The sequence below is a fragment of the Amycolatopsis sp. NPDC033938 genome (assembly GCF_055575975.1).
Map to the genome: position 1 here is coordinate 198,363 of NZ_JBVIRO010000007.1, position 19,548 is coordinate 217,910.

A 19,548-nucleotide genomic window follows, 5' to 3' on the forward strand; every position below is an offset into this window, starting at 1 on the left:
GACGGGTCAAGGCAGAGCGGGCAGGTGGACGGTCACCGAGAGGCCGCCGCCCACCACGGGTTCCGCGGACACCGTGCCACCGTGGGCGTCGACGGCGGCCCGCACGATCGAGAGCCCCAGCCCGGCGCCGGTCCGGGCGGTCCGCGCGACGCCCGCGCGACGGAACGGTTCGAACAGCTCGGGTACCGCTGCCGGATCGAGGAGACCACCGGACGAACGCACCCGCAGCACCGACCACTGTGGACCGGCCTGGGTGACGACGTCCAGCCAGCCGCCGTCGACGTTGTGCCGCACGGCGTTCTCCAGCAGGTTCCCCGCGATCCGTTCCAGGAGCGCGGGATCACCGAACGTGGGCGCGCCCGGGGTCGCGAATTCGGTGCGGATACCGCGTTTCTCCGCTTCGGCCCGCACCGCCCGCCACGCACTCGCGACGATCACCGCGAGATCGACCGGTTCCCTGGCCGCCAGTCCCGCACCGTCCGTGCGCGCGAGCAGCAACAGCGAGCCGACCAGCCGCTCGGCCCGTTCGGTCGCGTCGCGGACCACCTCGGCCATCCGCCGCAGTTCGGCTTCGTCGGCGTTTTCGTCGGACAGGGTGACGTCGAGTTCGGTGCGGATGACCGCGAGCGGTGTCCGCAGTTCGTGGCTGGCGTTCGCGACGAAGTGCCGTTGCGCGTCGAAGGCGGCCTGCAACCGGTCGAGCATGTCGTCGAAGGTCTCGGCCAGTTCGGCGAGTTCGTCCTTGGTGCGGACCTCCCCGATCCGCTCCCCCATCGACTCGATCGAGAGACGCCTCGCCGTGCCGGTGATCTCCCGCAGCGGCCGCAGGACCCGCGCGGTGAACGTCCACGCGAGGATCCCCGCCGCCAGCACGACGAAACAGAACGCGACACCGCCGAACAGCAGCACCCGGTTCCGCGAGTACACCCGCAGATGCTCGGTGACGGCGGAGGCGTCGACGTCGATACCGTCGACCCGCACCGTGGTACCCGGCGGCAGTCGCGGAACGGCGGAAACCGCGTCGCCGACCAGGTTCCAGGTCAACCAGAGCAACAGGAGGCTGACCAGAGCCACCAGCCCGGTCGCGAGCAGCGTGACCCGCGCGCGCAGGCTGCGGGCGCCGGACAGGTTCACCCGCGTGCGGTCCCCTGCTCCGGCACCCGGTACCCGGAGCCGACGACGGTTTCGATGATCCCCGGCTCACCGAGTTTCTTCCGCAACGTCATCACGGTGACCCGGACGGTGGTGGTGAACGGATCGGCGTTCTCGTCCCACACGCGTTCGAGGAGTTCCTCGCTGCTGACCACCGAACCGGCGGCCGACAGCAGCACCTCCAGCACGCCGAACTCCTTGCGGGTCAGCTCGACCGGCCCGCTCGCGCGGCGGACGGTCCGCCTCGCCGGGTCCAGTTCGACGTCGCCCGAGGTCAGCAGCGGCGGCGCGGCCGGGGTCGCCCGGCGGCCCAGCGCCCGCACCCGCGCGACGAGTTCGGGGAACGCGAACGGTTTGGCGAGATAGTCGTCGGCGCCGAGGGAAAGCCCGTCGACCCGGTCCGACACGGAACTGCTCGCGGTGAGCATCAGCACGCGGGTCAGCTCGCCGGACGCGACGATCTCGCGGCACAGGTCGTCACCGGACATGCCGGGCAGGTCGCGGTCGAGCAGCACGACGTCGTACCGGGTGACGGTGGCCTTCTCGTGCCCGTCGTCCCCGGTGAGCGCGATGTCCACCGCCATCCCCTCGCGCCGCAGGCCGCGTGCGATCGCGTCGGCGAGGGGTTCTTCGTCTTCGACTACCAGAATTCGCACGACCCCACGTTGCCACATTTACCTGAGAGTGACCTGATTGGACTCACCACCCGCCGCACCGACGCGCCCAGACCGGCGAAGACGCGGTTCGCTGCCCGCCGGCGTGCGAGGAAAGGTCCTTTCCTCGCAAATTTTGCCAGGAAAGGACCTTTCATTGCGCTTCTTCGTGGACGCGGGGGGGGTGTGAGGGTGCTCTGACCTCGTTACCACTCAGGAGCCACTGGACCAGCGTAACGCGAACCACAACCGCATCCTGATCTCCGGATCCGCCAGATCCACGCCCAGCGCCCGTTCGATCTGCCCGATGCGGTGCCGGACGCTGTTGCGGTGCACCCCGAGTTCGGCGGCCGTCCGGTCCCAGCCGCCATGGTGCGCGAGCCAGGTCCGCAGCGTGTCGACCAGTTCGCGGTCACCTTTCCGGTCGAGTTCCCGCAGCGGCGCCAGCGTTTGAGCGGCGAATCCGGCCGCCGCGCCGGGGGCGATCAGCGCGTCCAGCCCGAGCCCGGCCGCCTCCGCCACCACCGGCCGCTCCAGCGCGGCGGCCCGCCGCAGCAGCAACTCCACTTCGGCGCCCGCTTCCGGGAGCCGCTCGGGTGGAACGGGCGAACTCACCACCGCCAGCCAGCCGTCGGCACGGAGCCGGTCGAGGTCCTCGGTCTCGGGCGCCTCACCGACGATCGCGGTGAAGCGCGGCCCGGGCAGCAGCCGCACGAGCGGGGTGTCGAGCCGGGCGCGCAGCCAGTCGTAGCGCGCGGCGGCCTCGTTCGGCCCCCGGCGGTAAGCGATCCCGGCGACCAGGCGGCGTCGGTCCCCGCCGAGCACGCCGGTTTCGCCGAGCAGCAACGCGGTCGCGGTGGCGCCCAGTCCGGCCGCGTCCGAACCCGCGCGGCCGGCCAGTCCGAGCAGCGCCGCCCCGACCGACAGGATCGAGCGGTCCGCGCCGTCGAACCGGGTGGCGCGGCCGACCACGACCAGATGCGACGCCGTCGCCTGCGGGTACACCGGTTGCGCGACGACGTGCGTGCCGTCGGCCAGTTCCGTCGTCGCGCTGCGGATGCCCCGGCCCGACCGCAGCGTGGCGAGCAGCTCGCCGACCTCCGGCGGCAACGGTGTCGGCGCCCCGTGATCCGCGGCGAGGACGTCGCCGACGCCGACCAGCGCCACCCACGCCCGCAGCCGTCCGGCCAGCGCGCTCGCCAGTTCGCCGAGTCCGTCACCGGCCGCCCTGGTCAGCGCTTCGCGTGCGGCCGCGATCCGCCGCTGTTCCCGCTGGCCCGCCTCCGCCAGCGCGACCGACACCGCCCGGCTGATCGCCAGGAACGGCGTCCGCGGCGGAACGATCAGCAGCGGCAGGCCGTGCCGCGCGCACGCCGACCGCAACGACGGCGGCAGCGTCTCGTGGGTGCCGGGGGTGAGCCCGAATCCCAGCGCGGAGATCCCGCTGTCGGCCAGCCGCCGGACGTAGCGGCCGACCTCGGCGGGTTCCAGCGGCAGGTTCACCCCGGCGGTGAGCAGCAGCTCCGCGCCGAGGAGGTACGGCGCGGGGTCGCGTAACTCGCTGACGTGGGCCCAGCGCACCGGGGCGTCGAGCGCGCCCGGCCGCAGCGTCTCCACGACCGGGTCGAGTGCCAGTTCCGGGTTGCCGACCACCGCCCGTAACGGGACATTCACCTCGGAGCCGAGTGGATCGGGGGTTTGGGTCATTTCGTCCTCAACTTTGCGCAACCTTGGCTGGATCATCCCATGTCGTTCACCGGGCGAACGAACCTACGGTGACCCGAACGAAGCGAACAGCCCCAAGGCAAGGAGGACACCGTGGCCGGTGACTACGCGGTGATCGCGCTCTACATAGCGGGCATGATCGGGGTCGGCTGGTTCGGGCTGCGGCTCGCCAAGACCAAATCCGACTACCTCGTCGCGGGCCGCCGTCTCGGCTGGTTCATGTACTCCGGCACGATGTCCGCGGTCGTCCTCGGCGGCGCTTCGACCGTCGGCGGAGTGAAGCTCGGCTACACCTACGGCATCTCCGGCGCCTGGCTCGTGATCGCGATCGGCGTCGGCATCCTGGTCCTCCACTTGCTGTTCGCGCGGCGGCTGGTGAAGCTGCGCGTCTACACCGTCGGCGAGATGCTCGACCTGCGCTACGGCGGCTCCACCAGCACCATTTCCGGCGTGGTCATGTGGGGCTACACGCTCATGCTGACCGTCACCTCGACGCTGGCGTTCGCCACCATCTTCAAGGTCCTGTTCGACGTGCCGAGCTGGGCGGGCATCGCCATCGGCGGTTCGATCGTGGTGCTCTACTCGGTGCTGGGCGGCATGTGGTCGATCACGCTGACCGACATCGTCCAGTTCGTCATCAAGACCATCGGCATCCTGCTGATCCTGCTGCCGGTCTCGATCGTCTCGGCGGGCGGTTTCGACGGCATGGCCGCGCGGCTGGACGAGAGCTACTTCGAACTGACCGCCATCGGCGGCGACACCATCTTCACCTACTTCCTCGTCTACAGCTTCGGCCTGCTGATCGGACAGGACATCTGGCAGCGCGTGTTCACCGCGCGGACGCCGGGCATCGCGACCGGTGGCGGTGTCATCTCCGGCGTCTACTGCCTGGTCTACGGTCTCGCCGGCGCGCTGATCGGCACCGCGGCCAAGACGCTGTACCCGAACCTGGCCAGCGCGCAGGACGCGTTCGCGACCATCGTCGAGGATCAGCTGCCCGCCGGAGTCCGCGGCCTGGTGCTCGCCGCGGCGCTCTCGGCGATGATGTCGACCGCGAGCGGCGCCCTGATCGCGTGCTCGACGGTCAGCACCTCGGACCTGCTTTCCAAGCTGGGCCTCAAAAAGGCGGCCGACGAGGTCGCGAGGAACCGGGTCACCACGCTCGTCCTCGGCATCGTCGCGATCGGGATCGCGATGGTCGTGGACGACGTCGTCAACGCGCTGACCATCGCCTACGACATCCTCGTCGGCGGCCTGCTGGTGGCGATCATCGGCGGACTGGCCTGGAAGCGCGGTACCCGCCAGGGCGCGCTCGCGTCGATGGTCGTCGGCACGGTCGTGGTCATCGCGTTCATGTTCGTCGACGGCGTCGAAGCGAACAGCCCGATCTACTGGGGGCTCGGCTCCAGCCTCGCGGTCTACCTGGTGGTCAGCTTCCTCACCCCGCGTACCTCGGACGAGATCCTCACCGTGTGGACGCGCCGCCTGAACGGCAGCGCAGCCGCCGAAGAAGAAGAGGCGAAACTCGCCGCTTCCCAGTCCTGAAAACCATTCGAAGGAGACACAGTGCCTGAGCAGACCCCGATCGGACCCGTCGACTCTTCGAGGGTGCCCCGGTTCGCCGGTTTCGCGACCTTCGCGAGGCTGCCACGGATCGATCAGGTCGAGCGTGCCGACGTCGCCGTCGTCGGGGTGCCGTTCGACGCTGGGGTGTCCTATCGCCCCGGCGCGCGGTTCGGCCCCGCCGCGCTGCGTGAGGCCAGCAGGCTCCTTCGCCCGTATCACCCGGAACTCGACGTCTCGCCGTTCGCCGAAACGCAGGTGGTCGACGCCGGCGACATCGCGCTCAACCCGTTCAACATCGGCGAAGCGATCGAGACCCTGCAGGACGAGGCCGAGGCGCTGACCGCGAACGGGACGCGCCTGGTGACCGTCGGCGGCGACCACACGATCGCGTTGCCGCTGCTGCGCGCGGCGGCGAAGAAGCACGGACCGGTGGCGCTGCTGCACTTCGACGCGCACCTCGACACCTGGGACACCTACTTCGGTGAGCCGTACACCCACGGCACCCCGTTCCGGCGGGCGTCCGAGGAAGGGATCCTCGACACCGAAGCGCTGTCCCACGTCGGCACGCGTGGCCCGCTGTACGGCAAGCGGGATCTGGAAGAGGACCGCCGCCTCGGCTTCGGCATCGTCACCTCCGGCGACGTCATGCGCCGCGGGGTCGCCGAGACCGTCGACGCGCTGCGCCAGCGCATCGGCGGCCGCCCGCTCTACATCTCGGTCGACATCGACGTGCTCGATCCCGCGCACGCGCCGGGTACCGGCACCCCCGAAGCGGGTGGCATGACCAGCCGCGAACTGCTGGAAATCCTGCGCGGACTGCGGGACTGCAACCTCATCGGAGCGGATGTGGTGGAACTGGCCCCGGCTTACGATCACGCCGAGATCACCGCCATCGCGGCCTCCCACGTCGCCTACGACCTGGTGAGCCTGCTCAGCCTGGGAAAGAGCGAATGACACAACGGATAGGCGGCGACGTCGTCGTCGAAACCCTTCGCGCGCTCGGCGCGGACACCGTGTTCGGCCTGCCGGGCCAGCACGCGCTCGGCCTGTTCGAAGCGCTTCGGCGCGCGGACGACCTGCGGGTGATCAGCTCACGGGTGGAGAACAACCTGGCGTTCGCGGCCGACGGGCACGCCCGCGCCCGGCTCGCGGCGGATCCCGACGGCCCGGTCCCGGTGACCCCGATGATCGTGTCGACCGGCCCCGGTGCGCTGCTGACTTTGGCCTCATTGCAGGAATCCCGGGCGGCGTCGGTGCCGGTGCTGGGGATCTCCAGCCAGATCCCGGTCGCCGGGCTCGGTGGTGGACGGCACGGCTATCTGCACGAACTGCCCGATCAGCAGGCCAGTTTCCGTGACGTCGTGAAGTCGGTGCACGTCGTGCGGACCGTGAGCCAGCTCCCGACGGCGCTGCGCGAGGCGTGGGAGTCGGCGTCGAGGGCGCCGTACGGACCGGTGTGGGTCGAGATCCCGCAGGACATCCTGCTGGCCCCGGCGGAGCTGCCCCGGATCACCTCGGTGACGGCACGGCCGGCGCCGCTCGCACCGCTGCCCGAACTGCTCACCGAGGCCGCGAATCTCCTGGGAGCGGCGAAGAATCCGGTGATCCTGGCCGGTGGCGGCGCGCTGCGCTCGGGTTCCCACGCCGAGTTGAAGGCACTCGCCGAGGCGTTGCGCGCGCCGGTGCTGTCGACCTTCGGCGGCAAGGGCGTCTTCGGCTGGGACCACGAACTCTCCGGGCAGTCCTGGCTCGAAGACTGGCACAGCACGGAATTCCTCGCGAACGCGGATGTCCTGCTCGTCCTGGGTTCCGGGCTGGGCGAGCTGTCCAGCAACTACCGCGAGTTCGCCCCGCGCGGCCGGATGATCCAGGTCGAGGCCGATCTCGGGAAACTGGAGTCGAACTACCCGGCGCTGGGTATCCACGCCGACGTCCGCCTTGTCCTGCAAGGACTTCTGGAGCAGGTCCCGTTCCGCCAGTCCGACGGTGCCGCCGAAGCGGCGGTGGCGGCTCTGCTGGCCAAGGTGCGCGAACGCCTCGACGCCCAGCCTCTCGATGTCGAGCGCAAGCTGATCGACGACATCCGGGCGGCGGTGCCCGAGGGCACGCAGACGTTCTGGGACATGACGATCGCGGCCTACTGGGCCTGGTCGGCGTGGAACCCCGATGGCGCGCCGATCCACACCGCGCAGGGGGCGGGAGGGCTCGGCTACGGTCTGCCCGGCGCGCTCGGTGGCGCGGCCGCCACCGGCGGTCCGGTGCTGGCGGTGTCCGGCGACGGTGGCGCGATGTACGGCGTCGCCGAACTCGCCACCGCGGTCCAGCACGGACTGGACGTCACGTTGCTCGTCATCGACGACGGCGGTTACGGCATCCTGCGCGAATACCTGACCGGCGCCTTCGGCCAGTCCACCGCCACCGAACTGGCGCGACCCGATTTCGCCGCGCTGGCACGGTCTTTCGGCGTCTCCGCCACGGTGTCCTCTTTGGACACGATCGGCAAGGACCTCGCCGGCGCGCTGGCCACGCCCGGTCCGTCCGTGGTCGTCCTCCCCGCTTTGCTGAAGATGTTCGAGCCGACCCACCTGGAGAAGAAATGACTCAGGTCCTGAACTTCGTCGACGGCACCGAGGTACCGGCGGCGGGCTCGCGGACGCTCGACCTGGTGAACCCCGCGACCGGCGAGGTCTTCGGCACCAGTGTGCTGTCCGAGCAGTCCGATGTGGACGCCGCGCTGGCGGCCGCGGACCGCGCGTTCAAGCTGTGGCGCAAGAGCACACCCGCCCAGCGTCAACTGGCGTTGCTGAAGATCGCCGACGCGGTGGAGGCTCGCGCGGAGGAGTTCGCCGACCTCGAAATCCGGGAGACGGGCAAGATCCGGTCCGTCGTGCTGGACGAGGAGATCCCGGAGTGCGTCAGCGCGCTGCGCTTCTTCGCCGGCGCCGCCCGGCAGCTCGAAGGCACCGCGTCCGGGGAGTATCTGCCGGGGCACACCTCGGCGATCCGCCGGGAGCCGGTCGGTGTCTGCGCGCAGATCGCGCCGTGGAACTACCCGTTGATGATGGGTGTCTGGAAGATCGCCCCGGCGCTGGCCGCCGGGAACACCGTCGTGCTGAAGCCCGCCGAGACCACGCCGTCGACGGCCGTGCTGCTGGCGAAGGTCGCGGCGGAGTTCCTGCCGCGGGGCGCCTTCAACGTGCTGTGCGGCGACCGCGACACCGGACGCGCGCTGGTCAGGCATCCGATCACCGAACTGGTGTCGATCACCGGGTCGACGCGGGCGGGCATCGACGTCGCCACCGTCGCGGCGGCCGACCTCAAGCGCACGCATCTGGAGCTGGGCGGGAACGCGCCGCTGCTGGTCTTCGGTGACGTGGACCTGGCCGAGACGGCGGAAGGCATCGTCGGCGCGGCGTTCTACAACGCCGGGCAGGACTGCACCGCGGGCAGCCGGGTGCTGGTGGACGCGGCGATCCACGACGAGTTCGTCGCGGAACTGACCAAGGCCGCCGCCGCGCAGGCACCCGGCCGGGATTTCGGCCCGCTCAACAGCGAGGCGCAGTTCGGCCGGGTCCGCGGGCTCGTCGAGCGGCTGCCGTCGCACGCGCGCGTGGAGACCGGCGGCAAACCCGCCGGTGAGCGCGGTTTCTTCTTCTCCCCCACCGTGATCTCGGGTCTGCGGCAGGACGACGAGATCGTCAAGGAGGAGATCTTCGGCCCGGTGATCACCGTCCAGTCCTTTGTGGACGAGGAAGAAGCGGTGAACCTGGCCAACGGCGTCCCCTACGGGCTGGCGTCGTCGATCTGGACCAACGACCTGGCACGCGCGACCCGCGTCTCGGGCGAACTCGACTTCGGCTGCGTCTGGGTCAACACCCACGGGCCGCTGGTCGCCGAAATGCCCCATGGCGGCTTCGGGCACTCAGGCCACGGAAAGGACCTCTCGTCCTACTCCTTCGCCGAGTACACCCGCGTGAAGCACGTCATGACCCGCTTCGCCTGACGCAGTAGCCGGAGGTCCCCATGGGTGAGAAGATCACCGAAGTCGAGCAGCACGGAATCGCGCCGATCCCGCCGGAGGAGCAGACGTCGCGGCCCCGCGACCTGTTCCGCATGGCGTTCGGCGGCGCGAACACCTTCGCCACCATCATCCTCGGGACGCTCCCGATCGCGTTCGGGCTGAGCTTCTGGGCAGCGGTGGCGGCCACCGTCGCGGGGGTGGTGGTCGGCGCGCTGGTGCTCTCGCCGATGTCGTTGTTCGGCCCGCTCACCCGGACCAACAACGCCGTCTCCTCCGGCGCGCATTTCGGCGTCGTCGGCCGTTGTGTCGGTTCCTTCCTCTCCCTGCTGACGGCGATCACCTTCTTCGCCATCTCGGTCTGGGTCAGCGGCGACGCCGTCGCCGGTGCCGCGCAACGGCTTTTCGGCTTCGACGGCGGCGAGGTGCTCCGCGGGGTGGCGTACGGCGTCATCGCGATCGCGACGCTGGTGGTGTGCATCTACGGCTACCGGTTCATGCTGCTGGTGAACCGGGTCGCCGTGGTACTGGGCACGGCGATCATGCTGCTCGGGATCGTGGCCTACGGCGGCACCTTCGACCCCGGTTTCGCCGGCACCGGCGTCTACGCCCTCGGCGAGTTCTGGCCGACGTGGATCCTGGCCGCGCTCACCACGATGGCGAACCCGATCTCGTTCGGCGCCTTCCTCGGCGACTGGACGCGCTACATCCCCGCACGCCACAGCCGCCGTTCCCTGCTGGCCGCGCCGTTCCTGGCGCAGGTGGCGACGTTGCTGCCGTTCGGCTTCGGCATCGCCACCGCGACCCTGGTCGCGGATCCGGCCGACTACATCACCGGACTGACCGCGATCTCCCCGCTCTGGTACGCGATCCCGCTGATCGTGGTCGCGCTGATCGGCGGGCTGTCCACCGGCACGACGTCGCTCTACGGGACCGGGCTGGACTTCAGTTCGATCTTCGTGAAGCTGAGCCGGGTCCAGGCGACGCTGCTGATCGGCTCGCTCAGCGTGGTGTTCATCTTCGTCGGCAATTTCGTGCTGGACATGGTCTCCAGCATCAACGCCTTCGCCACGCTGATCGTGCTGTGCACCTCGCCGTGGATGGTGATCATGATGATCGGTTTCCTGCTGCGGCGCGGGTTCTACGACCCGGACGACCTCCAGGTGTTCAACCAGGGCCGCAAGGGCGGCCGCTACTGGTTCACCCGCGGCGTGAACTGGCGCGCGATGGCCGCGTGGATCCCGGCGACGACGCTCGGCCTGCTGACCGCCAACACGCCGATGATCGCCGGACCGTTCAAGGACATCGCGGGCGGTGTCGACATCAGCATGGTGGTGACGCTGTGCACGGCGGCCGTCGCGTATCCCTTGCTGGTGAAGCTCTTCCCCGAACCGCGTGAGGTCTACTCGTACGCGGAGCCCGTCGCGGAACCGGCCGTCGCGGTCTAGGCGAACCGGCGCAGCGCGCCGAGGAACAGCGCGTCGAAGGCGCGGTCCGGGAGCACCCGGCGCACGAACAGGATCGGCTTGGCCCCGAAACCCGCCGCGTAGCGGGTCTTCGGGCGCCGAGTCCGGACCGCCTTCACGATGACGTCGGCGATCACCTGGGGCTTGGAGCCCCGGGCGGCCTGGTCGAAGAACTTCGCCAAGGCCTTCGCCTGCGGCGCGTAGGCGGTGTCGCCCGAGGTCTTCAGCAGGTTGTCGATGGCGATGCCGCCCCATTCGGTCTTGATGGCGCCGGGTTCGATCACCACGACGTCGATACCGAACGGCTTGAGTTCCAGCCGCAGCGAATCACTCAGGCCTTCGACGGCGAACTTCGTCGAGTGGTACCAGCCGCCGAGCGGTTCGTAGATCTTGCCGCCGATCGACGAGATGTTCACGATCTTGCCGGAGCCCTGTGCGCGCATATGCGGCGTCGTGAGCTGGACCAGCCGCGCGAGCCCGAAGAGGTTGACCTCGAACTGGTACTTCCCCTCCGAGAGCGGCACGTCTTCGAAGGCACCATACGAGCCGTAGCCCGCGTTGTTGACCAGGACGTCGATGCGGCCGGTCTCCTCGATGATCCGCTCGATCCCCGCCACCATCGACGCGTCGTCGGTGACATCCATCTTGAGAACCTTGACGCCGCGCTCGGCGAGCCCGCTCATCCGCTCGACCCGCCGCGCGGCGCCGTAGACCGTGTAACCCGCGTCCTTCAAGGCGAGTGCCGTGGCTTCGCCGATTCCCGCCGAAGCGCCCGTGACCAGTGCGACCTTCATCGTCCATCTCCTAACTAACCAGTTGGTTGCCAACTCAGGTTGCCACGTGGCCGGGCTAGCTGTCAACCAACCAGTTAGTTAGACTGCGTGACATGGTCAGGGACAAGGAAGCGACCAAGCGGAAACTGCTGGACGCGGCGACGGACGAGTTCGCGACGTACGGCATCGCGGGCGCCAGGGTGGACCGGATCGCGAAGAACGCCGGCGCCAACAAGGCCCTGATCTACGCCTATTTCTGCAGCAAGGAAGAGCTTTTCGAGAGAGTCGTGCAGGAGCAGGTCGACCTCGCCATCAGGTCCGTCCCTATCACTCCCGACGACCTGCCCGGCTATGCGGGACGGCTGTTCGACCGGTACCTCGAACACCCCGAGGTCCTGCGGCTCATGGGCTGGCTCCGGCTGGAGCAGGGTTTCGACGCGGCTCCGGAAGCCGAACGACGGGCGTACGCGGACAAGGTCGCCGCGATCCAGGAAGCACAGCGCACCGGATCCGTGCCGGACCACTTCGACGCCGAGGAGTTGCTGAGCCTCGTCGTGCACCTGTCGATCCTGGGGTTCTCCTCCCCCGCCGCCACCCGTGATCTCGTGGTCCGCGCGGTCGGCCGGATCGTGGGAACCTGAGACACTTTTCGCGCGACCACTGGGTAAATCACCTGGGAGGTCGTCTTGCAGCGCCGAACTTTTCTGCGTGCTTCAGCCTTGTCCGCCGGTCTCGTGGGCGTCACCGCGCCCGCCGCTTCCGCCGCCGCCCCGTTACGGGTGCAGATCCTGATGTTCGACGGCGTGGAGGAACAGGACTTCATCGCACCCGTCGAAGTACTGGGGCTGGCGGGGAAACTCACCGGCGGCGCCGTGGTCACCTCGCTCGTGGCCGCGGGCCGGCCCGGACCCGTGAAATGCACTTATGGCACGGTCGTCGAGGTCCCGCGCGGCTGGTCGCCCGGCGAGGCCGACGTCCTCGTGGTGCCCGGCGGCGGTTACACCGACCGGAACGGGCCCGGGGTGCACCGGCTCAACGCCGATCAGGGTTTTCTGCGGCGTCTCGCCGCGTCGCGGGCGCTGCCCGTCGGGATCTGCACCGGCACGATGGTGCTGTCCGCCGCCGGTCTGACGAAGGGCCGCAACGCGACGACACACAACGGCGCGAAGGCGGATCTGGCCGCACAGGGCACGAAGGTGATCGACGCGCGTGTCGTCGACGACGGGGACCTGATCACCGGCGGCGGGATCACCGCGGGACTTGAGGTTTCGCTCTGGCTCGTGGAGCGGTTCCTGGACGCGAAGGCCGCGCAGCGGGCCGAGGTGGTGCTGGAGTACGAGCGGCGAGGCACCGTCTGGCGGGCCTAGCGCGTGCCATGAAAGGTCCTTTCCTTGCAAAATTTGCAAGGAAAGGACCTTTCATGGCGCTTGTCAGCTCATAACGCCTCAGCGGTGCGTGTCCTCCGGCGCCGGAGTCCGGCTGGCCAGCTTGGCCGACCACTCGGTGACCCGCCGCGCGACGTCCTGCGCGGTGAGCCCGACGCGGGCCAGCACCTCTTCGCGCGAGCCGTGCTCGTGGAACACCTGCGGCACCGCGAGATCGCGCAGCGGCACGTCGCATTCGGCGTCGCGGAACAGTGCGGACAGCGCGGAGCCGAAACCGCCGTGGCGGCCGCTGTCCTCGACGGTCACGACGAGCTTGTGCTGCTCGGCCAGCGCCACGAGTTCCGCGGGCGCCGGGACGACCCAGCGCGGGTCCACCACGGTCACGCCGATGCCCTGATCGGCCAGGCGGTCCGCGGCGGCGAGCCCGAGCATGGCGAACGCGCCCACCGCGACGAGCAGCACGTCGGCGTCTCCGGACGGCTTGCGCAGCACGTCCACCGTGCCGACGCGTTCGACGGCGGGCACGGAGTCGATCACGCCGCCCTTGGAGAACCGCAGCGCCGTCGGGCCATCCTCGACGGCGACGGCCTCCCGCAGCTCCTCGCGCAGCGTGCCGGCGTCTCGCGGCGCGGCGACGCGCATGCCCGGCACCATGCCCAGCAGCGAGAGGTCCCACATGCCGTGGTGACTCGGCCCGTCCGGCCCGGTGATACCGGCGCGGTCCAGCACCAGCGTCACCGGCTGGCGGTGCAGCGCGACGTCCATCAGCACCTGGTCGAAGGCCCGGTTCAGGAAGGTCGAATAGACGGCGACGACGGGATGCTTGCCACCCATCGCGAGACCGGCGGCCGAGGTCACCGCGTGCTGCTCGGCGATCCCGACGTCGTACCAGCGGTCCGGGTACGCCTCGGCGAACTTGTGCAGGCCGGTCGAGCGGAGCATGGCCGCGGTGATCGCGACGACGTCCTCGCGGTCGGCGCCGATCTTGACCAGCTCGTCGGCGAAGACGCCGGTCCAGCTCGGGCCCTTGACCGGCGGGAGACCGGTTTCCGGGTCGATCGGGTCGGTCTGGTGCATCTGGTCGGCCTGGTTGGTCACGGCGGGCTCGTAGCCGTGGCCCTTCTCGGTGACCACGTGCACGATGACCGCGCCGCCGAAGTCGCGGGCGCTCTGGAACGCCTTCTCCAGCGCCGCGAGGTCGTGACCGTCGACCGGGCCGAGGTACTTCAGGCCGAGGTCGGAGAACATCATCTGCGGGCTCAGCGCGTCCTTGAGCCCCGCCTTCGCCGCGTGCAGCGCCGCGTAGATCGGCTTGCCGACGATGGGGGTGTGCCGCAGCAGTTCCTTGCCGCGGTCCAGAACGCGTTCGTAGCCCGGCTTCAGCCGCAGCGACGCCAGGTGGTCCGCGACGCCGCCGATGGTCGGCGAGTACGAGCGGCCGTTGTCGTTGATGACGATGACGACCGGTCGGCGCGGGTTCGCGGCGATGTTGTTGAGCGCCTCCCAGCACATACCGCCGGTCAGCGCGCCGTCGCCGACGACGGCGATCGCGTGCCTGCCGCCACCGCCGAGTTCGAACGCCTTCGCCAGACCGTCCACATAGGACAACGCGGTCGAGGCGTGGCTGTTCTCGACGAGGTCGTGCTCGCTCTCGCAGCGCGCGGGATAGCCGGTGAGGCCGCCCAGCTGGCGCAGCTTGCCGAAGCCGTCGTGACGGCCGGTGACGATCTTGTGCACGTACGCCTGGTGACCGACGTCCCACACGATGGCGTCGTGCGGCGAGTCGAAGACCCGGTGCAGCGCCATCGTCAGCTCGACCACACCCAGGTTCGGGCCGAGGTGACCACCGGCGAGCCGCACCTTTTCGACGAGGAAGTCCCGGATCTCCGCGGCCAGCTCGCCGAGCTGCTCCTGGTCCATCCGCTTCAAGTCAGCCGGTCCGTGTACGGACTCGAGCAACGTCACTCTCCCACCTCGCCTGGTTCCTCTTCCGCCGTTCCAGCCAGTCTACGGAGGGCCGCTGAGAACCTTCCCGCGCCCGCGTCACGAGTCACATGTCAGAAAATCACCACACGGCACCCAACAGTGTGAACATGGTCTCTTTTGCCAAGTAGCGGTCACGTCGGGTGGCCGACATAATCGCTCTTCGACGGTTAAGAAGAAGCCCGTTTGGAGTGGCTTGATGGCGGATTTTTTCATCGGTGGCGAGTGGGTCGACGCGGTCGGCCGCGGTCGCAGGGAAATCCGCTGCCCGGCGGACGGATCACTGGTCGCGGAGGTCGCCGAGGGCACCCGCGAGGACACCGAGGCGGCCATCGCCGCCGCCAGGAAGGCGTTCGACACCGGCCCGTGGCCTCAGACACCCGCTCCGCAACGCGGTGACCTGCTGCTGAAGGCCGCCGACCTGCTCGACCGCGACGTCGCGGCCTTCGCCCGCGCCGAATCGCTCGACACCGGCAAACGGCTGGTCGAGAGCGAGTACGACATGGCGGATATCGCCGCCTGCCTGCGCTACTTCGGCAAACTCGCCGCCAACGACGCGGGCCGCGTGGTCGACACCGGCAACCCGGACGCCTTCAGCCGGATCGTGCACGAACCGGTCGGCGTCTGCGGGCTGATCACGCCCTGGAACTACCCGCTCCTGCAGACCATCTGGAAGGTCGCCCCCGCGCTCGCGGCGGGCAACACGTTCGTCCTCAAGCCCAGCGAGCTGACGCCGCACACCTCCATCATGCTGATGAAGCTGCTGACCGAGGCCGGGCTCCCCGGCGGCGTCGCGAACCTGGTGCTCGGCGCCGGAGCGCAGGCCGGAGCGCCGCTGTCGGAGCATCCGGACGTCGACCTGGTGTCGTTCACCGGCGGCCTCGCGACCGGCAAGATCATCGCCGCGTCCGCCGCCGCCACCGTCAAGAAGGTCGCGCTGGAGCTGGGCGGCAAGAACCCGAACGTCGTTTTCGCCGATTCCGACTTCGACATCGCCGTCGACTACGCGCTGACCGCGGTGTTCCTGCACTCCGGTCAGGTCTGCTCGGCCGGGGCGCGGCTGATCGTCCAGGAGGAGTGGCACGAGAAGTTCGTCGACGAACTCGTCCGCCGCGCCGAACTGATCCGACTGGGTGGACCTTTCGACCCGAAGGCTGAAACCGGTCCGCTGATCTCGGCCGCCCATTTGGAAAAGATCGAACGCTACGTCGCGGCCGCGCTGGAAGAGGGCGCCGTCCTGCGCACCGGCGGCAAACGCCCCGACGATCGCGAGCTGGCGAAGGGCCACTACTACCTGCCGACCATCCTCGACAACGTGAAGCAGGGCAGCAGCGCCGTCGTCGACGAATCGTTCGGCCCGGTGCTCACCGTCGAGACCTTCACCGACGAGGACGACGCCGTCCGTATCGCCAACGACACGCACTACGGCCTCGCGGGCGCGGTGTTCACCTCGGACGCCTCCCGCGCGCAGCGGGTCGCGAACCGGCTGCGGCACGGCACGATCTGGATCAACGACTTCCATCCGTACCTGCCCCAGGCGGAATGGGGCGGCTACAAGCAATCCGGCTTCGGGCGCGAACTGGGCCCGACGGGTTTGGCCGAGTACACGGAGGCGAAGCACATCTATCAGAACCTCCGGCCCGCACCACAGCGCTGGTTCTCCGGGGAGCCTGCCGCATCCAACTGAAGACGGGAAACCGCCGATGAGCACTCCTTCCGACGACGGCCTTGCCGGTTTCGGCTACAAACAGGAACTCGAAAGAACCCTCGGCAACTTCCACACCTTCGCCGCCGGGATCAGCTACATCTCGATCCTGACCGGCACCTTCCAGCTGTTCTACTTCGGTTTCAGCTTCGGCGGGCCCGCCTACTGGTGGTCGTGGCCGATGGTGTTCGTCGGCCAGCTGATGGTGGCGCTGTCGTTCGCCGAACTGGCCGCGCACTATCCCGTCGCCGGATCGATCTACAACTGGTCGAAACGGCTCGGCAGCCCGCACGTCGCCTGGCTGGCGGGCTGGATGATGCTGACCGCCTCGATCGTCAGCATCGCCGCGGTCGCGCTGGCCTACCAGATCACGCTCCCCCAGATCTCGTCGTTCTTCTCGTTCTCCGGCGACAGCGCGGTCAACGCGGTCATCCTCGGCACCGCCCTGATCCTGTTCACCACGCTGGTGAACGCCTGGGGCGTCAAACTGATGGCGCGGATCAACAGCGCCGGGGTGTTCATCGAACTGATCGCCGCGGTCCTGCTGATCATCGCGCTCGCGGTGAACATCACCCGGGGTCCCGAGGTCGTCATGCAGACCAACAACACCGGTGCCGACCAGCCGTGGGGCTACTTCGGCGCGTTCCTGGTCGCCTCGCTCGCGTCGACGTACGTCATGTACGGCTTCGACACCGCCAGCTCGCTCGGTGAAGAGTCCCATGACCCGCGCAAGAACGCGCCCAAGGCGATCCTGCGCGCGCTGATCGCGTCGTTCGTCATCGGCGGGCTGATCCTGCTGCTGGCGCTGATGGCCGTCGGCGACATCAACGACCCCCAGATCGCGACGGGCGGCCTGCAGTTCATCGTGCTCGACGTCCTGGGCAGCACCGTCGGCACGATCTTCCTGCTGGCGGTCGTCATCGCCATCACGGTGTGCAACCTGGCCGTGCAGTCGGCGTCGATCCGGATGATGTTCGCGATGGGCCGCGACAACAACCTGCCCGCCGGGAAGCATCTGGCGAGGGTGTCGCCGAAGACCAAGACCCCCGTGGTCCCCGCGATCGTCTCCGGCGTCATCGCGGTGCTGATCCTGGTGGTCAACGTCGGCCAGCCGCAGATCTTCACGGTGATCACCAGCATCGGCATCATCATGATCTACCTGGCGTACCTGCTGGTCACCATCCCGATGCTGGTCAAGCGGCTGCGCGGGCAGTGGCCGCCGCCGAAGGTCGAAGGGACCAAGTACTTCTCCCTCAGCAAGCTCGGGCTGCCGGTCAACATCCTCGGCGTGCTGTGGGGCGGCGCGATCGTGGTGAACCTGGCCTGGCCGCGGCGTGAGGTCTACAACGCGACCGAGCCGTATCACTGGTACCTCGAATGGGGGGCCGTGCTGTTCGTCGGCGCGGTGGCGATCGTCGGTTTCGCGTATTACTGGTTCGTTCTGCGGCACAAGAGCGGCGTCCTGGCCGATCACGCCGCGGCGGCACATCCCGAGGAGGCAGCACAGTGACCGGAGAGTTCGACTACATCGTCGTCGGCGGCGGGACGGCGGGTTCGGTGGTCGCGGCGAGACTCTCGGAGGACCCGGACGTCACCGTGGCGTTGCTGGAAGCGGGACCGTCCGATGTGGACGATCCGGCGGTGCTGGAACTGACGAAGTGGATGGCCCTGCTGGAATCCGGGTACGACTGGGACTACCTGGTCGAACCCCAGGAGTCCGGGAACTCGTTCCTGCGCCACGCCCGCGCGCGAGTGCTCGGCGGTTGCTCGTCGCACAACTCGTGCATCGCGTTCTGGGCCCCGGCGGAAGACCTCGACGAATGGTCGTCACTGGGCTTGCCCGGCTGGTCTTCCCAGGATATTTTCCCGCTGTACAAACGTCTTGAGACCAACGACGGTCCCGGCGATCACCACGGCCGCTCGGGCCCGGTGACCATCCGCTCGGTGCCACCCAAAGATCCGACCGGCGTCGCGCTGCTCCAGGCGTGCGAGCAGGCCGGGATCCCCCGGGTGGAATTCAACTCCGGCAAGACCGTGACGCACGGCGCGAACTGGTTCCAGATCAACGCGCGCGAAGACGGCACGCGCTCGTCGGCGTCGGTGTCCTACCTGCATCCGATCATCGGGAAGCGGCCGAACCTGGAGATCATCACCGGCGCCCGGGTCCGGCGGCTGCTGTTCGACGGCAAACGCTGCACCGGCGCCGAATATCTCGCCGACGACCTGATCCACGGCGTTTCTTTGCGTGCCCGGCGCGAGGTCATCTTGTCCTCCGGCGCCATCGACACCCCGAAACTCCTGATGCTGTCAGGAATCGGCCCGGCCGAGCATCTGCGCGAAGTCGGTGTGGAGGTCTTGGTGGACTCCCCCGGCGTCGGCGAGAACCTGCAGGATCACCCCGAGGGCGTCATCCAGTGGGACGCGCTGCAACCGATGACCACCGAATCCACGCAATGGTGGGAGATCGGCATCTTCACCACCACGGAGGACGGCCTCGACCGGCCGGACCTGATGTTCCACTACGGCTCCGTGCCGTTCGACATGAACACGCTCCGGCAGGGCTACCCGACCACGGAGAACGGCTTCTGCCTGACCCCGAACGTCACCCGATCGCGGTCGACCGGCACCGTTCGGTTGCGCAGCCGCGACTACCGGGACAAGCCGAAGGTGGACCCGCGGTACTTCAGCGATCCGCACGACATGCGCGTGATGACCTACGGCATCAAACTGGCGCGCAAGATCGCCGAGCAGCCCGCACTGGACGAATGGGCCGGAACGGAACTGGCGCCGGGCAAGGACGTCAAGACCGACGACGAGATCGCCGACTACCTGCGCAAGACGCACAACACGGTCTATCACCCTTCGTGCACCGCGAAAATGGGCGGTGACGACGACCCGTCGGCCGTGCTGGACGCCCGGCTGCGGGTGCGCGGTGTCGAGGGCCTGCGGGTCGCCGACGGTTCGGCGATGCCGTTCCTGGTCGCGGTGAATCCGTGCATCACGACGATGGCGATCGGCGAGAAATGCGCGGACATGCTGAAGGAGGACGCGCGCTCCTGAGTTGCGCACGGCTGTGGTTTCGCCGACGCGGTAGGTCGCTGTTGGTTTGAGCCGCGGTGGGT

The 19,548-nt window shown here is 69.0% G+C and carries 15 protein-coding genes; 10 read left to right on the forward strand and 5 right to left on the reverse strand.

Translation table 11 applies throughout. The annotated features are described in order from the left end of the window. Nucleotides 1-6: 6 nt before the first annotated feature. The 3 genes from ACZ5ZX_RS20340 to ACZ5ZX_RS20350 all read right to left on the reverse strand — a co-directional run bounded on the left by ACZ5ZX_RS20340 (nucleotide 7) and on the right by ACZ5ZX_RS20350 (nucleotide 3,512). On the reverse strand, nucleotides 7-1,134 hold the full coding sequence (locus ACZ5ZX_RS20340; RefSeq protein WP_465503547.1) for a sensor histidine kinase: 1,128 nt from the start codon (nucleotides 1,132-1,134) through the stop codon (nucleotides 7-9). Further along, nucleotides 1,131-1,808 (reverse strand): response regulator transcription factor, encoded by a 678-nt coding sequence (locus ACZ5ZX_RS20345; protein ID WP_465503548.1) that lies wholly within the window; start codon nucleotides 1,806-1,808, stop codon nucleotides 1,131-1,133. The genes ACZ5ZX_RS20340 and ACZ5ZX_RS20345 overlap by 4 nt, the downstream gene beginning before the upstream one ends. Nucleotides 1,809-2,018: 210 nt before the next feature. Further along, on the reverse strand, nucleotides 2,019-3,512 hold the full coding sequence (locus ACZ5ZX_RS20350; RefSeq protein ID WP_465503549.1) for a PucR family transcriptional regulator: 1,494 nt from the start codon (nucleotides 3,510-3,512) through the stop codon (nucleotides 2,019-2,021). Between the two features lie 111 nt (nucleotides 3,513-3,623). Between ACZ5ZX_RS20350 and ACZ5ZX_RS20355 the strand changes: the two genes are divergently transcribed. From ACZ5ZX_RS20355 to ACZ5ZX_RS20375, 5 genes are read left to right on the forward strand one after another with little or no spacing between them, the layout of a single operon-like run. Continuing rightward, complete coding sequence (locus tag ACZ5ZX_RS20355) at nucleotides 3,624-5,075, forward strand: sodium:solute symporter family protein (protein ID WP_465503550.1); 1,452 nt, start codon at nucleotides 3,624-3,626, stop codon at nucleotides 5,073-5,075. A gap of 21 nt (nucleotides 5,076-5,096) precedes the next feature. Beyond that, nucleotides 5,097-6,050, forward strand: coding sequence for an agmatinase (gene speB / locus ACZ5ZX_RS20360; RefSeq protein ID WP_465503551.1), 954 nt, complete (start codon nucleotides 5,097-5,099; stop codon nucleotides 6,048-6,050). Further along, nucleotides 6,047-7,696, forward strand: a complete 1,650-nt coding sequence (locus tag ACZ5ZX_RS20365) for a thiamine pyrophosphate-binding protein (protein ID WP_465503552.1) — start codon at nucleotides 6,047-6,049, stop codon at nucleotides 7,694-7,696. Before speB ends, ACZ5ZX_RS20365 begins: the two co-directional genes overlap by 4 nt. Next, nucleotides 7,693-9,099, forward strand: a complete 1,407-nt coding sequence (locus ACZ5ZX_RS20370; protein ID WP_465503553.1) for an aminobutyraldehyde dehydrogenase — start codon at nucleotides 7,693-7,695, stop codon at nucleotides 9,097-9,099. Before ACZ5ZX_RS20365 ends, ACZ5ZX_RS20370 begins: the two co-directional genes overlap by 4 nt. Before the next feature lie 20 nt (nucleotides 9,100-9,119). Beyond that, nucleotides 9,120-10,562 carry a purine-cytosine permease family protein gene (locus ACZ5ZX_RS20375; protein ID WP_465503554.1) on the forward strand — a complete coding sequence of 481 codons (1,443 nt, stop codon included), beginning with the start codon at nucleotides 9,120-9,122 and terminating at the stop codon, nucleotides 10,560-10,562. Here ACZ5ZX_RS20375 and ACZ5ZX_RS20380 read toward each other — a convergent pair. After that, nucleotides 10,559-11,374, reverse strand: a complete 816-nt coding sequence (locus ACZ5ZX_RS20380; RefSeq protein WP_465503555.1) for an oxidoreductase — start codon at nucleotides 11,372-11,374, stop codon at nucleotides 10,559-10,561. The two genes, ACZ5ZX_RS20375 and ACZ5ZX_RS20380, sit on opposite strands and share 4 nt — an antisense overlap. A gap of 92 nt (nucleotides 11,375-11,466) precedes the next feature. Here ACZ5ZX_RS20380 and ACZ5ZX_RS20385 point away from each other — a divergent pair, with 92 nt between their 5' ends. Next, nucleotides 11,467-11,994, forward strand: coding sequence for a TetR/AcrR family transcriptional regulator (locus tag ACZ5ZX_RS20385; protein WP_465503556.1), 528 nt, complete (start codon nucleotides 11,467-11,469; stop codon nucleotides 11,992-11,994). A gap of 45 nt (nucleotides 11,995-12,039) precedes the next feature. Beyond that, nucleotides 12,040-12,720 (forward strand): DJ-1/PfpI family protein, encoded by a 681-nt coding sequence (locus ACZ5ZX_RS20390; RefSeq protein ID WP_465503557.1) that lies wholly within the window; start codon nucleotides 12,040-12,042, stop codon nucleotides 12,718-12,720. Between the two features lie 78 nt (nucleotides 12,721-12,798). Here the strand turns inward: ACZ5ZX_RS20390 and dxs are convergent, their stop codons facing one another. Continuing rightward, nucleotides 12,799-14,703, reverse strand: coding sequence for a 1-deoxy-D-xylulose-5-phosphate synthase (dxs, locus tag ACZ5ZX_RS20395; protein ID WP_465503558.1), 1,905 nt, complete (start codon nucleotides 14,701-14,703; stop codon nucleotides 12,799-12,801). A 217-nt stretch (nucleotides 14,704-14,920) separates the two neighbouring features. On the opposite strand from dxs, the gene ACZ5ZX_RS20400 reads away from it, so the two are divergent. The 3 genes from ACZ5ZX_RS20400 to ACZ5ZX_RS20410 are packed head-to-tail and all read left to right on the forward strand — an operon-like array spanning nucleotide 14,921 to nucleotide 19,486. Next, entirely contained in the window at nucleotides 14,921-16,408 is a 1,488-nt protein-coding gene (locus tag ACZ5ZX_RS20400; protein WP_465503559.1) for an aldehyde dehydrogenase family protein, read from the forward strand. A gap of 16 nt (nucleotides 16,409-16,424) precedes the next feature. Next, a complete protein-coding gene (locus tag ACZ5ZX_RS20405; protein WP_465503560.1) occupies nucleotides 16,425-17,936 on the forward strand; it encodes an APC family permease in 1,512 nt (503 codons plus the stop codon). Beyond that, the gene (locus tag ACZ5ZX_RS20410; protein WP_465503561.1) at nucleotides 17,933-19,486 is read left to right on the forward strand and encodes a GMC family oxidoreductase; all 1,554 of its coding nucleotides are present in this window, start codon (nucleotides 17,933-17,935) and stop codon (nucleotides 19,484-19,486) included. Before ACZ5ZX_RS20405 ends, ACZ5ZX_RS20410 begins: the two co-directional genes overlap by 4 nt. Nucleotides 19,487-19,548: the final 62 nt, after the last annotated feature.

What these genes read in the sequence shown, in the direction of transcription:
- ACZ5ZX_RS20350 (WP_465503549.1), bottom strand. Translation starts at nt 3,512, where the DNA reads ATGACCCAAACCCCCGATCCACTCGGCTCCGAGGTGAATGTCCCGTTA.
- ACZ5ZX_RS20365 (WP_465503552.1), top strand. Translation starts at nt 6,047, where the DNA reads ATGACACAACGGATAGGCGGCGACGTCGTCGTCGAAACCCTTCGCGCG.
- ACZ5ZX_RS20370 (WP_465503553.1), top strand. Translation starts at nt 7,693, where the DNA reads ATGACTCAGGTCCTGAACTTCGTCGACGGCACCGAGGTACCGGCGGCG.
- ACZ5ZX_RS20375 (WP_465503554.1), top strand. Translation starts at nt 9,120, where the DNA reads ATGGGTGAGAAGATCACCGAAGTCGAGCAGCACGGAATCGCGCCGATC.
- ACZ5ZX_RS20380 (WP_465503555.1), bottom strand. Translation starts at nt 11,374, where the DNA reads ATGAAGGTCGCACTGGTCACGGGCGCTTCGGCGGGAATCGGCGAAGCC.
- ACZ5ZX_RS20385 (WP_465503556.1), top strand. Translation starts at nt 11,467, where the DNA reads ATGGTCAGGGACAAGGAAGCGACCAAGCGGAAACTGCTGGACGCGGCG.
- ACZ5ZX_RS20400 (WP_465503559.1), top strand. Translation starts at nt 14,921, where the DNA reads ATGGCGGATTTTTTCATCGGTGGCGAGTGGGTCGACGCGGTCGGCCGC.
- ACZ5ZX_RS20405 (WP_465503560.1), top strand. Translation starts at nt 16,425, where the DNA reads ATGAGCACTCCTTCCGACGACGGCCTTGCCGGTTTCGGCTACAAACAG.